The sequence below is a fragment of the Pseudomonas sp. H2_D02 genome (genome assembly GCF_054677635.1).
This window is the reverse complement of record NZ_CP162816.1, coordinates 305,185-318,730: the sequence shown is the minus strand read 5'-3', so window position 1 is coordinate 318,730 and position 13,546 is coordinate 305,185. Positions and strand designations below refer to the sequence as shown.

Sequence of the window (13,546 nt, the reverse complement as noted above, 5' to 3'; positions counted from 1 at the left end):
TGTTTTTGTAAGCCGAGGGGCTACATAGCAGAAAATGTTTGGTTTTTAGTTCTATAAGTTAAGTGTCGTTGAAGGCTTGAAGTAAAAGGCTATCTTGTTGTTTGGTTGTCTTGACGGTTAGCTTATTATTTGTTGGGGTGTCAATGATTTTTTAAGATTTCATTCGATGGTCACTATTCGGAGTAGTCATTGTGATAGGCTTTTATGTTGGAGATGTACACGCCTCTCGCCGTACATTTCGTTATGCACTTGTCTAAAGTATTTAAGTGGATTTCGTGATCTGTTTTGTTCTTTTCAATGGATATGCAGATGGGGCCGGAAAAATTAAATTCGTTGATGGTAATTGAGTTGACCTGGTCAAGTAGTAGTTCGAATTCAAATTCATTGTACCCTTTGTCGGTCCATTTAGAGGGGCAGTGGTCGGGCTCTATTGGGCTGTTTAATTTTAATCTCATTGATTGGTTTTCAAAAATCGCATAAGAGATGTTGATGTTTTTTGGTGTGTGGTTTTTTCCAAATACATAGATCCACTGTGCATTGTTTTGAATGTTATATGGCCACATGGCTTACTTCTCGCTGAATGTTATCTGGCGAATGCGCTTCCTGTACTGTTGCGCTATATGGGTGTGGCTTTACTGGTATACACGCAATCGTGATCATCCATGTAGGTGAGGAAGTTTAAATTTTTACTGGTGATCCAGAATGGATATCCGGTGGTTTCACTCAATAATGTCGTCAAGTCGCGTGAGGTTTCGAACTCCCATCCGTGAGTTTTTGTGTCTTGTACTATTAGTATGGGGGCTTGTATATGAATTATCTTGTCGATTTTGTTCCAGAAAGCAGGGTCATACGTTTTTTTAGGGGCTCTCAGATTTGTCGGGTCGAGGGTTTTTGTCCCAAAAACCAAGAACGATTCTATTAATTTCAATGTTAATTTTTCGACAGCCTGAGTGCTTAATTTTTTGTGCGGTAGAAAATTGGTTTTGATTGCAATATCGATTTCGTTCGCTATATAGCTCATTGTGATGCCCATATGTCTGGGGTGATTGGTTTGTTATATGATATGTCCAGGATTTTAACCTCTTGCTGTTGAATGAAGCTTTTTGTCTCATCGTCTAGGCTGGTGGTTAGTCCAATGGGTAATCGCATGTCCACGGAGGTGTAAATAGTTGCTGGTCCACTCCTTTGCTCGTTAGGAAATCATTTATTTCCTCTTCGCTATCCATTGTTTGACTATATGTAATGGTTGTGTCGTTGGCGCCAATGCTATCTCTAGTCTCAAGTAGTATTTTTTCAATTGTGAATTCAACGACTAAATATTTTGAGCCTCTAGCCTTTTCCAGAAAGCTGTAATAGCGTCTGCCAGGCAGTCTATTATTAAAATTTAGGTGATAAATTGCATAAATAGCTATCCATCTTCGCAAGCTATTATCTGGCGATGGCAATTCTTGTGCGATTTCGGTATACGACTTTGCTTCTAAACCCCACCATACTTTTTTTGGAACATTTACCTTAATCATTTTTGGTTCTCGTATGGGTTTTGCCAATAGATTCTTATAGCTTCGCCTTTTGTTGGGTGAAGTTGTAAGTGTGGATGATCGCCATGTGGGTCGGCAGGGTCATGATTTGCCATTGTTACTTTCCTGGTTTTTATATTCGAAATCGGTGTGTCGTCCCAATGGTAATAGTTCTCTGGCTCTTTTGTTTTTCTGAAATGCTTTTTTGCTGTTGCTGAATTAAATTCTTCGGCGTTTCTGTATCCGTCGCCTACATATCTACCTAAAAAAATCTCTTCTGCTTCCGCACGGCTCTTTACGGTGACAGAGATTTCACCTCTATCCAGAGCTTCAGAAGCTCTCCTTACACTAGGGCTTGACCACTTGATATCTGGAAGCGGCGGTTCCCCGGTGTCAACTCTGGCTCTCTTCTCAGGAGAGGTCGATTTCTCCTGATCTCCATCAGGAGGACACCCATCCAACCCCAACGGATCCACCCACCCCGTCGGGTTGCGCACGTACCGGTAGGCATTCAACCCACCTGCCAGCTTTATCGGGTCAGCCGTCAGATACCGCCCCGTCTCCGGATTGTAGTACCGGTGCCGGTTGTAATGCAGACCACTTTCCCGGTCGTGATATTGGCCCTGGAAACGCAGCGGCTGTTCCAGGCGCTTGCCGTTGCCGTGCCTTAGTTCGGTGAGTTTGCCGTAGCCGTTGTAGCGCGCGGCCCAGACGATTTCGCCTTGGTGGCTGGTCAGTTCCTGGGGCGTGCCGAGGTGGTCGTTGTGGTAGTGGAACGGCGTGGCGTTTTGTGGGCCTTCGCCTTCGAGCAGGGCCAATGGGCGGAAGGTGCCGGGTTCGTAGACGTAGCTTTGGTAGTGGCGGTCGCTGCTTTCGGCGATGACTTGATCGCCTTGCCAGATAAATTCCGTGGTCTGGCCGGCCACGGTCTTTTCGATGCGTCGGCCGAAGGCATCGTAGCGGTAGGACGTTTCGTTGCCGTCCGGGCTGGTGACGCCGATGAGGCGGTGTTGGCTGTCGTAGCGGTAGTGCGTGACGAGGCACTGGGTTTTGCCGCGGCGTTCGCGGATGAGGTTGCCGTAGGCGTCGTAGTCGTAGTGACGGTCGCCCTCCATGAGCAAGCGGTTTGCCTTGAGGGTGGTCGGGCCGGGGCGGTCTTGCAGCAACAGGTTGCCGGCTGGGTCGTGGGCGAAGCGTTCGGAGCCTTGGCTGTGGGCATGGTCGATGCGGACCAGGCGATCTTGCGCGTCGTACTGGTAGCTGCGGCGGTTTCGATTGTCAGAAAGGGCGGCGAGGTTGCCGTTGGCGCTGTAGGAGTAATCGCGCCAGAACAATTGGTGCTGCTCGGTCTGCCACACGGTTTGGGCCTTGAGGCGACCTTGCTCGTCGTAGCGATAGTCGCTGAGCAGCAGGCCTTGCTGGCGTTGGGTTTCTCGGCCGCCCTTAAAGCGGTGTTCGGTCAGGCAGGTGCCGTTGAGGTCGATGGCGATCAGCGCGCCGCCGCGGGCGTGGCGGTAGTCGAGGGTGCTGCGGTCGGGCAGTCGGCAGTGGATCAGGCGACCAACGCTGTCGTAGCGATAGCGCAGGGTGGCCCAGCCCTGGTGTTCGGCGACCAGGCGGTCCTGATGGTCATATTCATAAGCCAGCGGCCAATGGCCGTCGTCGACGCTGACCAAGCGTCCAAGGGCGTCGTAGCGGTAATCGACCGCCTCGCCATCTGGCAAGGTTTTTCGCACCAGGCGGCCAGCCCTGTCACGCTGGTAGTGAGTGATGCGCTGACTGCCATCGGCGCCAAACTCGGTCTTTTCCAGCAGGTGACCGTTGAGGTCGTAGGCATAACCGGTGCGCTGGCCGTCGAAACCGGTTTCCTGTCGGATCAGTCCGTTGGGCGTGTAGTCCAGCCGATAGTGTTCGCCGGATTCGTTCTCGATTTCCGTCAGCAACAGCCGCGCCGAATCGTAGCGATATTTCAGCTCGCTGCCGTCGGGGTTGAGGCGACGGCTGATCAGGTGCAAATCGTCGGCGTATTCGTAGCGGGTGGTGCGCCCCAGTTCGTCCCGCTCGGCGATGACCTTGCCGTAGGCGTTGTAGCGCCAGGTGCGGGTGGCGCCGCCGGGCAAGGTGGTTTGCACCAAGCGGCCCACGGCGTCCCATTGGTAATGGGTGATGGCGCCGTGTTCGTCCTGGCGGCTGGCCTGCCGGCCGAGCGTGTCGTAGGTGTATAGAAGCTGACTGCCGTCGGGCAGGCCTTCTTCAACCAGTTGACCGAGGTTGTTCCAAGCCAATGAGTGAGCGCTACCGTCGGGGTGGCTGATGAGCCTCAGGCGCCCCTGGTCGCTGTAGTGGTAGTAGGTAATGTTTCCGTCAGGATCGATCTGCCGGGTTATATCGCCCTGCCGATTGCGGCGGTATTTCCAGCTGGCTTTGCCGCGATGTACATCGCTCACGAAGCCGTTGATGTGTTCGTAGACGACCGCTTCGTCTTCCGTCGGGATGACGGCTGTCAGCAAACCGTCCTCGTCGTAGCGGTATTCGGTCACGGCGCCCAGCGGATCTTTTTCTGCGATCAGCTGGCCCTTTTCGTTATAGGCCTTTCGATGTTGCGCGCCGTCCGGATCGGTCTTGCTGATGAGCCGGGCCTTGTCGTCGTGGGTGTAGATCTCCACGCTGCCGTCGCCATGGGTAACGGTGACGCTGCCCTTGTCGTCCCAGGTATAACGGGCATGCATTTGCGAGAAACTGGCCCAGTGACGAACGCAACGGGCCTGCTTTCCCTGGTTCTCCCATTCCCAGAAAAAACTGGCGCCACCGGCCAGCTGTCGTTCGGTGATGACGTGTTGCTCGTCGTACCGATAACGCTCCGTCTCCCCGCTGGCGTTGGTCGCCTCGACCAGACGATGCTGGGCGTCATAGTGGTAGGAGACCAGCGTCTGGACGGTCGTCCAGCACCGTTCCAGCATGTTCTGAGCATTAAGTTGTTGGTAATCGACCGCGACGATGCGACTGCCGTTGTAGCGCAAGAGCAACCCGCGCCCGGCACCGTTGTCCAGGCGCTTGATCTGCCCAAGCACGTCGCGAGTAACGCGCAGCCGATTGCCATAGCTGTCGCTGATGGCAACCAAGCTCGCGCCATCGTTGTGCAAATGAAAGTGATAGAACGAGGGCCGTTGCCCGGCTTGAGCCACGATCAGCTCGTTGGGAGCGTCGCCCAGGTAAATAGCCGCACGGGACAGACTGTTGCTAATCGCTGGACGCTGCTTGCTCGGGCGCGGGAAGCGGATGGATCGATTTTCGTGATCGGTCCAAATGACTTCTTCACCATTGATTTCAAGCCGATGGGCCAGTGCGTGGCTCCAGCCATAACCCAGGCCGCAGTCGATTTCCGCTGCGCTGGTTCGGTACAGGCGAGTCCACTCGAACGGCAGCAGGCCATCGAGTTGGCCATCGTTGAGCGTCAACAGTTCTTCGCCGGTCACCATCGAGACCGGGCATTTGTCGGTGCAGGTACGGGCGGCGGGCTCGGCGCTCTTGCCGGTCGGCGTCGTCGCCTGCTTCGAAGCATCGTCGACCGTCTTGCCAGCGGCGATCCTGGCGTTCCTCTTGCCATCGATGCGCAGCTCGACCGCGCCTTTTTTCATGGGCGCCGCCGTGCCCCGCACCGCTACTGGAATGTACTTGGCGACGTACCCCATGAAGCCGTCGATGATGGCAAACACTGACTCTACGAAACCGATCACCGCCTTGAGGATGATTTCCCCATATTTCTTCAACCGTGCCGCGAGATAAATGACCCCGGTACCCTCGGCAACCACCGTCAGGACAATTGCCAACACGATGTCGATCACGATTCCCATGACCGCAGCGGTGGTCATCCTTGCGGCATCGCCGGCCATTTGCATCGGCGGCAGGCTTGCCAACCAGATCAGCGCACAACGCATCATCAGGAAGAGCGCAGCCTCGTCGCTGGCCAGCAGCATGGCCTTTTTCATGACCTCGGGTGCTTGTCTGGCGACTTCAATGAGCCGATCGGCCCCTTCGCCCAGTTCAACCATGAACTTCGCCGGGTTTTTCAGCATTTCCAGCACCAGGCTGATGCCGTCCCACACACCCTTGATGGCTTCCCAGCCGCCTTCGAGGATGCCGCTGCCCACCGCCAGGGCCGTGCCGGACAAAGACAGGCTCGACCATTGCTGCCGATGCCCCGCCGGGCCTTCCCATTTATTGCGCAGGAATTTTTCCAGCTCGCCCGTCAGCCCGTCATAAGTGCTGAACAACGCGTCGATCTGGGCAGGCGTGACGTTGCTGTGCACGCGTATCTGGTAGTACTTGCCGGGTACACCGTCGGTCCAGCTGGCCTTTCCCTGGGCGTCGAGCCTGATTTTGCTGCTGGACCCACTCTCCACATCGATGATTTCAACGTCGATATCGCCGATCGGGATGTCGTAGACCGACTCGAATTTGCTTTCGATCAGCAACGGCCCCTTCAGCGGACACCGCGCTACATTCGAGTTGAATTCGCCGTCAGTCATGGTCACGGTTTTTTGGCCGTCACCGACCTTGATGACCCGCTCCATGCCCATCAGAGAAGGCAAGTCGTTGAGTCTGCTGACGTCATCGGCCCACTGCGAATACCAGGCTCGGGTCTGCTCTTGATAGCGCTTCAAACTGTCCTTGAAGGCCGCAAGTTCCTCATCGACGAACGCAATGTGATCCGTTGCGGACATCAACATTGCTCCAGGATCAGCTCGCTCATCAGAGTTGCCTGCAGCGCTTCCTGAACCTTTGCACGGCGTACGCAGCGGCTGACTTTCAATCTCAGATTGTCCGTGGGCCAAGCGCTATAAAGATCCAGGCGCTCCTCCTCAAGCCACTGCATCAGGCCGTCCACCCGTGCCGAGGGGTTCTGCTCCGCCAGTGCGTCCGACAGCTCCTTCGGCACCTCCCACCACGGCCAATCCTTGACCGCCGGAACCTTTCTCGCAGGGCTTTCAAAGCATTTGCCGTTGATCAAATAACGCTCAAACACCGGCAACATATCCCCGGCGGCTTCACCGAGGTGTTCGAGGATCGGATGGATGAAGCGCCCATCCCAGAACCGGAAAAAGACCTCGCTGCCGTCCGGCATCTTCACTTGCGTGAGGCTGCGCAGGTGCGCCAACACTTCTTCCGGATCACACTGGGAAACGGCCAGCCAGCCCCAGTCGAGGCTGTCGGTTTCGGCAATCCAGGACAGGAATGCCGAGCCGGGGTCGAGTTCGGTCACGTAGGGCATCACGGCTTGCCAGGTGGCGTAGGGGGTGTCGCTCCAGACGGGTTGCAACGGATGGAGCGGGACCGAAGTGCGAAGGGCTTGCAGCGCATCGGCCTCGCTTGCCGCACTGATGATCAGATAAAGGTGCTCGTTTTCCTGCAATGGCTGTTGCGCCAGCCATGTCCTGGGGTCGAGTGGAATGAACGTCGGGGTGGCCATTGGGCTCTCCTTGCCGAAGGTGCGAGGCCGGGGATTGCCCCGGTGAGGGCCGCACATCTATCAAGGAATGAGCCAGGTTTCAGGAAGGCCCGTGAACAGCCGGGCTGAAGCGTTTTTTGGATGTTTGAAGGCAAGTCGTGCGGGGCGAAAACGCCTAGTAAATTGCGCAGTGCTGCGTCACTTATTGCGCAGTTAGGACAAAAACGGAATTCGCCGTCGCTCACTGCAAAAATGACGTCGCAAACGCGTTTTTCCGTGCAAAAAAGTCGTACTGACGAAACTTTTTGTACCGTTTCAAGTACGGCTTGAAATGCTTCAAATACTTTCTCATGGACGCAAATCCTGCACCTACTAGATTAGTCCGCTCAATGCAGCGGAGACCTTTGAAAAATGATCGTTCTGAACAGGGAAGTGGGCGAAGCGCTACGACGAGACAAATACGTCAACGTCCGCGGTGGAGACTTCAATCTCTACGGTCATTTCGGCGACTTTGTCCGGCTGACCAAAAGCTGGGAAAACATGGAGCCCGACAGTTATTACGGCCAGGCCGAGTCAGGCATGCGTTTTCGCCGCTACAGCGACTTCGAATACAACCCCGCGACCCGTGAACTCAAGCAGCTCGAACACCGGGCCTACGTCCAGTCCAAGGCCAATAACAGCTATGTCGGCGGATTGGAGCGGCACTTCCAGGACTTTTCCAATGAAGTGATCAACTCGCCCGTGATGCGCAGCCTGATCGACACGGACTTCGAGGTGTACAAGAACGTCCTGCCGCCGGAGTTGCATGATGAAGTTTGGCAGTGCCAGATCCATCAGATCCGCATCGAGATCAAGCCGGGCAAGCAATTGGAAATCACCCCTGAAGGCATTCATTGCGATGGCTACCCGTTCAGCGGCGTGCATTTCTGGGGCCGCCACAATGTGGCGGGCGCGGAAAGTCGTCTGTACAGCGCTCAGGAAGAGCAACTGGCGGCAACCACTTACGAGGATATCCTCGATACGACATTCTTCCTCGACCGCGACATGCGCCACTATGTGACCCCTGCCCGCAACGTCCATAGTCATGAAATGGCGTTCAGGCAGATTCTGGCGATTTCGTTTTCGCGGCCCGGGACCGCTTTCGACATTGTTCGCTGAGCAACTCGAGCCCTTGGATGATTCGGTGCAACAAGTGCTGTTGCGCCGGGCCATGGTCAGGGATGCCGAACGACTGGAGCAGTTCTTTCGCGGTTTTGACGAAGTGTCATTCTGCGAGTGGCAGGATGCCCGGTTCTTGCGTGGGGTGCTGTTGCAGGAAACCACGACCGCCTACATGGCCTTCGATGCCCAGGGTGAGGTCGTGGGTGCGGTGATCGGCGGTATGCTCGGCACGCGTGGAACGATCAACCACCTGGCCGTCAGCCCCAGGCATCGTACCCAAGGCCTCGGGCAACGCCTGGTGGAAGCGGCGTCAGCCGACATGAAACGGGTAGGCGTGCTGCGCATGTTCCTGTTCGTCGACGAAAGCAACCTGGCCGGCAAGCGTTTCTGGGCTGCCCAGGGGTTCTGCGAGCCCCGGGGCGAAATCACTTTCGAGAGGGATTTATGAACAAGACTTCCAGCCAGCCGCTGGCGGTCGAACCACAAGCCTCACGAACCTTTGCTGAAGCCAGTCCGGTGGTAGCAGGTTATTTCACGGTTTCGTTTGTGTTCGGTCTGATGGCAGTCAACGCCGGGTTGCCCTTGTGGCTCCCGGTCGCGATGTGCCTGTTCGTCTACGCAGGCGCCTCGCAATTCGCGGCGCTGGCGTTGATTTCCAGCGGCGCGTCGTTGACCACCATCGTGTTGACCACGTTCCTGATCAATGCCCGTCACATGCTGATGTCGGTCTACATGGCCAAGGCATTGCGTGCGCTGGGGCTTAGTCGTTTCGAGCGCTGGTGCTATGCGGTGGGGCTCACGGACGAGTCGTTCGCCTTTCACAGCGTCAAGCTAGGCAGCGGGGCGCCGGTCAGTGTTCGCTACCTGATCGGTTTCAATTTGTTCTGCCATACATCCTGGGTGCTCGGCGGCTTGCTGGGCGCCATCTGCGCCCAATACGCGGCGCACCTGATCAAGTATCAGCTCGACTACGCCCTGACCGCCATGATGCTCTACGTACTGGTTTCGTTGTGCAACACGCGCAACAAGCTGATCGCGGCGTTGGCGGCAGTCGTCTGCATGGGTGCGCTGAGCCTGGTGGGCAGTTCGCCCTTCAATGTCTTCATCGCCACGTTCGTTGGCTGCGGGGTGGGCGTATGCCTGACCAAACGTTCCTGATCCTGGCCGTTGCGCTGATGATGGCCGTGACCTTCCTGCCACGGGCCCTGCCGCTGCAGGTCAATACCGAAAACTGGCCGCCCTTCGTCGCACGTGCCCTGGAATACCTGCCGGTGGCGATCGTCGCCGCGATCAGCCTGACGCCGTTGCTGATCAAGGATCAGCACATCCAGCTCGACCGCCCCGAGTTCTATGCCGCGATTCCGACGCTGCTATGTGCGTATTTCAGCCGCAACCTGTTTCTCAGCGTAGCGGTGGGGACGGCGGCGTATATCGCGCTCGGCTCGTTCCTGTAGCGTCAGGTCGACCACGTCGTGCAACGCCTGGTCGGACAGTTCGGGATTGTTCACCGCCAGGCGTACTTCAAGGAAATCCTCGAAGTCCGGGAAAATCGCCAAACCGTTGCGAAGCGCCGCGTCGCGGGACACAAGCCCCAAGCCATCAAGCTGGGTGATCAACGACAGCGTCAGCGTTTCGCTGCAGGAATAAACCATTCGCTGGCTTGGCCCATATTCGCCGAGACCCGCGTCGAGAAAGCGAAGAAAGCTGTGGGAATACGGACATTCTTGCGCAGGACGCACCTGGAATTTGTCGCCCAGCAGGCCAAGGGAATCGTCTTCGTCACCACAGTGGGCGCCAACCACCCGCACCTGTACATCCGGCATCGGAATGCTGGAAAAACCGCTCTGTTGTCCGATCAGGATGGCCAGGTCAAAGTCTTCGTTCTTGAGTTTGCTCAGGTTCTCCATCGATTCGGCGTAGCTGAATTCCAATTGATAATGAGGGAACACAGCGATCAGGCGATCGATCATCCGACGATTGAAATCACCAGGCAGGGTGGTATTGAGCGCCACTTTCAGGCTGCGTTGCCTGGGCGTCTTGAGCGCCGTGACTTTCTCTTCCAATTGCCGAGTGGCCGCAAGGACCTGGTCCATGAAAGGCGTCAGTTCCGAGCCCTGGCTGGTCAACGTGAGGCCTTTGTTCGAGCGCCGGAACAACCTGAACCCGAACTGCTCCTCGACCTTGTTCAACTGCGCCGCCAATGCCTGCACCGTCAGGCACGACTGCTCCGCCGCCGCCGACAACGAACCGGTCTGAACGATGCGCATGAGGTTACGTAAGGTTCTGCTATCCATGAGGTAATGCCCTCTGCTCAAGTGGGCTCGCTATTGTTGTGCACCCGGCCCGGGCCCGGCGGTGCGATGGTGGCTATCATCAAGCACCTTGCCACGGTTGTCGCGGTTTTGTAGCGAAAAGCGCCGGCAGCCGATAACTGGAGCTTATGTGGGATTTGAGGTTTTTGCTGGTTTGGCTTGCAGGTCGGTCTTTATCAAAACAATCACGTCGAGATGAATGAGCCGTTACTGGGGCTCTTGTTTGTCCGCTTGCGAATTAAAACTTAAACTTTATCCATATGTGTACTACTCTCTAGGCATCAGTCAGCAACAAGGGAGCCAAGACTCATGGCGATTTCCTCCGTCAGCCTCAACGCACAGCAACAATTGGATTCCCCGGATGCGGGACGAGTCGCGTTGAAATTTTTCTTCAATCTCATGGAGCTGTGGGGTTGCAGCGTCGAGCAGCAGCGTACGTTGTTGGGCAAAGTAGGCAACACGACCTTCTACAAGTACAAACAGCTGCCCGATAACGTAAGGCTGCCGCGAGACACCCTCGAGCGTATTTCCTATCTCATGGGGATACACAAGGCGTTGAGCATCATCTTCAGCAACAGCCGGGACCGTGCGTATCAGTGGATCAGCAGTCCTAACACCGCTGCGCCGTTCAATGGCCAGTCGGCGTTGTCCTACATGCTGGCCGGCCGGGTGGTGGACATTGCCGATGTGCGGCGATACCTCGATGGAGTGCGCGGCTAATGACGCCACCTTTGGCGGACCCGCAATGGAAACGGGCCTATCGGATCGTCAACAGTAGTTTTCCGCCGATCACGTTGTTCGAAGATGTGCTCGATCCTGAAGACTTGCCCACAGCCTATGCCCTGGAAGCATTGACCAACGACCGGCTCATGGAAGAAGCCGGCGTGCTCTCCCGAGTGCGTCCCGAAGACCGCGTCTCCGGGCCGGGCTCCTCACCGGTGATGGCGGCATTTACCCACATTGGCAAAAGCAGCCGCTTCAGCGATGGCACCTTCGGCGTTTATTACGCCGCCAGCAGCCAGGAAGCCGCGATTGCCGAGACGTGTTATCACCAGGCTCGGTTCCTGGGGACCACCAACGAACCGGATCTGGAATTGACGATGCGCACCTACGTCAACCAGGTGGTCAAACCCCTGCACGACATTCGCCACGATTACCCACATCTGCACAACCCCGACCCCGCCGCCTACGGCCCGTCGCAGGTGTTCGCCCGGGACCTGCGTGAAACCTTGTCATGGGGCCTGCTGTACAACAGCGTCCGCCTGCCCGGTCACGAATGTGTGGCCGCGTTCCGCCCGCCGGCGGTATCGATCCCGGTGCAGGGCAAGCATATTCGGTATGTCTGGAGCGCCCAGAAGCGGGAGATTTCGTTTGTGTTCGAGGTGAGTCAGGTATGAGTGAGCCAGCAACCTGATTCACACCGGGTAACCCGTGGCGAGGGAGCTTGCTCCCGCTGGGCTGCGTAGCAGCCCCGATTGATCAAATCTTGAACTGCTGCACCGAAGCCTGCATCGAACCCGCCGCGTCGTTCAACTGATCCGCCGTTTGCGTCAGGTTATGAATCGAACGGGTGTTCTCCCTGGACTGCTCGGCAATCGACTCCACCCGCTGGGCCATCTCGTCACTGGCTTTGGATTGCTCGGCAATGGTCTGGGAAATTTCCTCCACCACCTCGGCGGCATGCCGGGCGCCGGTGCGGATTTCGCTGATGGACACCCCGGCCTGCTGGGCCAGGTTGACGCCTTCGTCCACGCGGCTGACGCATGCCTGCATGTTCGCCACCGCGTCCCGGGCGCTGGACTGGATGCGCTCGATCATCGCAGTGATTTCCTGGGTGGACTGCGTCGTGCGCGCTGCCAGGTTGCGCACTTCGTCGGCCACTACCGCAAAACCACGCCCCGCCTCGCCGGCGCGGGCGGCTTCGATGGCCGCGTTCAGGGCCAACAAGTTGGTCTGTTCGGCGATGCTCTTGATCACCTGGATGATGGAATGAATGTCCTCGGACGACGCATCCAATGCGGTGATCTTGCTGGACGATTGGTTGACCACCTCGGCGATCCGGTTCATGCCTTCCACCACGCCGAGAATGACTTGGCCACCGCTGCTCGCCAGTTGTTCGGATTGCGCCGAAATCGTCCGCGCACTGTCGGCGTGCTGATGGATCTGGCTGATGTTCGCCATCATCTGCTCCATGCTCGCCGCCATGCTGGTGGCGCTCTGCGCCTGCTGGTCGGCGCTGGACACAATCTGCCGCGCCGTATCACCCAGATTCCGCGACGTGCCGTGCAACTCGTCGCTCTGACCGCGAATGGTGGCGATCATCTGCCGCAGATTGGTCTGCATCTGCTCGATCACGCCTTGCAACTGACCCAGCTCATCCTTGCTTTGAGCCCCCATCGAGCGCTGTAGATCGCCTTGGGAAATCGCCTGGGTATTAACGATGATTTTGTTCAGTGGCGTGAGCACCGCCTTGAGCAGGCTCCATGACAACAACGCCAGGGCGACACAGGTCGCCAGCAAGGTCACGATCAGCCAGCGCTCCGAGTTCTGAATGCTGCTGTCCTGATGTTCGCGCGATGATTGCGCCTGGTTTTCGATCAGCTCGCTGACCGCCTCGTTGCGTTCTTCCAGTGCTGAAAACGCGCCGTCGAACTCCGCCCGCAGTGCATGGGCATCCTGGGCGCCGCCCAGCGCCTGGTCGATGATCTGCTTGGCTTTACCGATGTAGGTCTCGACTTGCGGTTTGAGTTCGCCAATCGCCTTGGCGATATCCCCTGGCAACTTCGCCTCGGCATTCTCGGCGATGACCTTGCGCATCCGTTGCGTATGCTCATCGAACCCGTCCAACACTTCCTTCGACCCCTGCGCATCCCCCGGCTTCACCAGCAGGGCGGCGAGCACATCGGCACGAATAGCGTCGTGCATCATGTCCGCCTCCATGTGCTTGCGCATGGCCGAAATACTGGTCTCGTTCTGCACCAGGGCCTCGGTCATGGAGTGATAACCCCACAAGCCGATCCCGCCAAGTAGCAGCGCAAAAGAAAGACTGACCAACCCCGAGCCTATGACTTTGGTGCGGATCTTCATCGCTAACTGCTCCTGGAGCG

The 13,546-nt window shown here is 56.9% G+C and carries 12 protein-coding genes; 6 read left to right on the top strand and 6 right to left on the bottom strand.

Translation table 11 applies throughout. From position 1 onward, the window contains the following. Nucleotides 1-173: 173 nt before the first annotated feature. The 4 genes from AB4N42_RS01455 to AB4N42_RS01440 form a co-directional block, all read right to left on the bottom strand. Nucleotides 174-563, bottom strand: coding sequence for an Imm50 family immunity protein (locus tag AB4N42_RS01455; protein ID WP_407683970.1), 390 nt, complete (start codon nucleotides 561-563; stop codon nucleotides 174-176). Nucleotides 564-1,127: 564 nt separating this feature from the next. Beyond that, entirely contained in the window at nucleotides 1,128-1,520 is a 393-nt protein-coding gene (locus AB4N42_RS01450; RefSeq protein ID WP_217861020.1) for a hypothetical protein, read from the bottom strand. Beyond that, on the bottom strand, nucleotides 1,517-6,241 hold the full coding sequence (locus AB4N42_RS01445) for an RHS repeat-associated core domain-containing protein (protein WP_460115769.1): 4,725 nt from the start codon (nucleotides 6,239-6,241) through the stop codon (nucleotides 1,517-1,519). Before AB4N42_RS01445 ends, AB4N42_RS01450 begins: the two co-directional genes overlap by 4 nt. Continuing rightward, nucleotides 6,241-6,987, bottom strand: coding sequence for a DUF4123 domain-containing protein (locus AB4N42_RS01440; protein ID WP_460115768.1), 747 nt, complete (start codon nucleotides 6,985-6,987; stop codon nucleotides 6,241-6,243). Before AB4N42_RS01440 ends, AB4N42_RS01445 begins: the two co-directional genes overlap by 1 nt. A 390-nt stretch (nucleotides 6,988-7,377) precedes the next feature. Here AB4N42_RS01440 and AB4N42_RS01435 point away from each other — a divergent pair, with 390 nt between their 5' ends. From AB4N42_RS01435 to AB4N42_RS01420, 4 genes are all read left to right on the top strand, one after another. Then, the gene (locus AB4N42_RS01435) at nucleotides 7,378-8,124 is read left to right on the top strand and encodes a 2OG-Fe dioxygenase family protein (protein ID WP_030141513.1); all 747 of its coding nucleotides are present in this window, start codon (nucleotides 7,378-7,380) and stop codon (nucleotides 8,122-8,124) included. 73 nt (nucleotides 8,125-8,197) lie between these two features. After that, nucleotides 8,198-8,575 carry a GNAT family N-acetyltransferase gene (locus tag AB4N42_RS01430; RefSeq protein WP_030141512.1) on the top strand — a complete coding sequence of 126 codons (378 nt, stop codon included), beginning with the start codon at nucleotides 8,198-8,200 and terminating at the stop codon, nucleotides 8,573-8,575. Then, a complete protein-coding gene (locus tag AB4N42_RS01425; protein ID WP_030141511.1) occupies nucleotides 8,572-9,285 on the top strand; it encodes an AzlC family ABC transporter permease in 714 nt (237 codons plus the stop codon). Before AB4N42_RS01430 ends, AB4N42_RS01425 begins: the two co-directional genes overlap by 4 nt. After that, nucleotides 9,264-9,581: an AzlD domain-containing protein gene (locus tag AB4N42_RS01420; protein WP_030141510.1), complete on the top strand. Its 318-nt coding sequence runs from the start codon at nucleotides 9,264-9,266 to the stop codon at nucleotides 9,579-9,581. The genes AB4N42_RS01425 and AB4N42_RS01420 overlap by 22 nt, the downstream gene beginning before the upstream one ends. Here AB4N42_RS01420 and AB4N42_RS01415 read toward each other — a convergent pair. Continuing rightward, nucleotides 9,498-10,421 carry a LysR family transcriptional regulator gene (locus AB4N42_RS01415; protein ID WP_198797067.1) on the bottom strand — a complete coding sequence of 308 codons (924 nt, stop codon included), beginning with the start codon at nucleotides 10,419-10,421 and terminating at the stop codon, nucleotides 9,498-9,500. The two genes, AB4N42_RS01420 and AB4N42_RS01415, sit on opposite strands and share 84 nt — an antisense overlap. Nucleotides 10,422-10,748: 327 nt before the next feature. Here AB4N42_RS01415 and AB4N42_RS01410 point away from each other — a divergent pair, with 327 nt between their 5' ends. Further along, nucleotides 10,749-11,159: an MbcA/ParS/Xre antitoxin family protein gene (locus AB4N42_RS01410; protein ID WP_198797068.1), complete on the top strand. Its 411-nt coding sequence runs from the start codon at nucleotides 10,749-10,751 to the stop codon at nucleotides 11,157-11,159. Continuing rightward, nucleotides 11,159-11,836: an RES family NAD+ phosphorylase gene (locus AB4N42_RS01405; RefSeq protein WP_460115767.1), complete on the top strand. Its 678-nt coding sequence runs from the start codon at nucleotides 11,159-11,161 to the stop codon at nucleotides 11,834-11,836. The genes AB4N42_RS01410 and AB4N42_RS01405 overlap by 1 nt, the downstream gene beginning before the upstream one ends. Before the next feature lie 82 nt (nucleotides 11,837-11,918). Here AB4N42_RS01405 and AB4N42_RS01400 read toward each other — a convergent pair whose 3' ends face one another. Beyond that, nucleotides 11,919-13,526 carry a methyl-accepting chemotaxis protein gene (locus AB4N42_RS01400; protein WP_460115766.1) on the bottom strand — a complete coding sequence of 536 codons (1,608 nt, stop codon included), beginning with the start codon at nucleotides 13,524-13,526 and terminating at the stop codon, nucleotides 11,919-11,921. Nucleotides 13,527-13,546: the final 20 nt, after the last annotated feature.

Excerpts from the sequence above, each read along its gene's own strand:
- AB4N42_RS01455 (WP_407683970.1), bottom strand. The coding sequence starts at position 563 with ATGTGGCCATATAACATTCAAAACAATGCACAGTGGATCTATGTATTT.
- AB4N42_RS01450 (WP_217861020.1), bottom strand. The coding sequence starts at position 1,520 with ATGATTAAGGTAAATGTTCCAAAAAAAGTATGGTGGGGTTTAGAAGCA.
- AB4N42_RS01445 (WP_460115769.1), bottom strand. The coding sequence starts at position 6,241 with ATGTCCGCAACGGATCACATTGCGTTCGTCGATGAGGAACTTGCGGCC.
- AB4N42_RS01440 (WP_460115768.1), bottom strand. The coding sequence starts at position 6,987 with ATGGCCACCCCGACGTTCATTCCACTCGACCCCAGGACATGGCTGGCG.
- AB4N42_RS01435 (WP_030141513.1), top strand. The coding sequence starts at position 7,378 with ATGATCGTTCTGAACAGGGAAGTGGGCGAAGCGCTACGACGAGACAAA.
- AB4N42_RS01425 (WP_030141511.1), top strand. The coding sequence starts at position 8,572 with ATGAACAAGACTTCCAGCCAGCCGCTGGCGGTCGAACCACAAGCCTCA.
- AB4N42_RS01420 (WP_030141510.1), top strand. The coding sequence starts at position 9,264 with ATGCCTGACCAAACGTTCCTGATCCTGGCCGTTGCGCTGATGATGGCC.
- AB4N42_RS01415 (WP_198797067.1), bottom strand. The coding sequence starts at position 10,421 with ATGGATAGCAGAACCTTACGTAACCTCATGCGCATCGTTCAGACCGGT.
- AB4N42_RS01410 (WP_198797068.1), top strand. The coding sequence starts at position 10,749 with ATGGCGATTTCCTCCGTCAGCCTCAACGCACAGCAACAATTGGATTCC.
- AB4N42_RS01405 (WP_460115767.1), top strand. The coding sequence starts at position 11,159 with ATGACGCCACCTTTGGCGGACCCGCAATGGAAACGGGCCTATCGGATC.
- AB4N42_RS01400 (WP_460115766.1), bottom strand. The coding sequence starts at position 13,526 with ATGAAGATCCGCACCAAAGTCATAGGCTCGGGGTTGGTCAGTCTTTCT.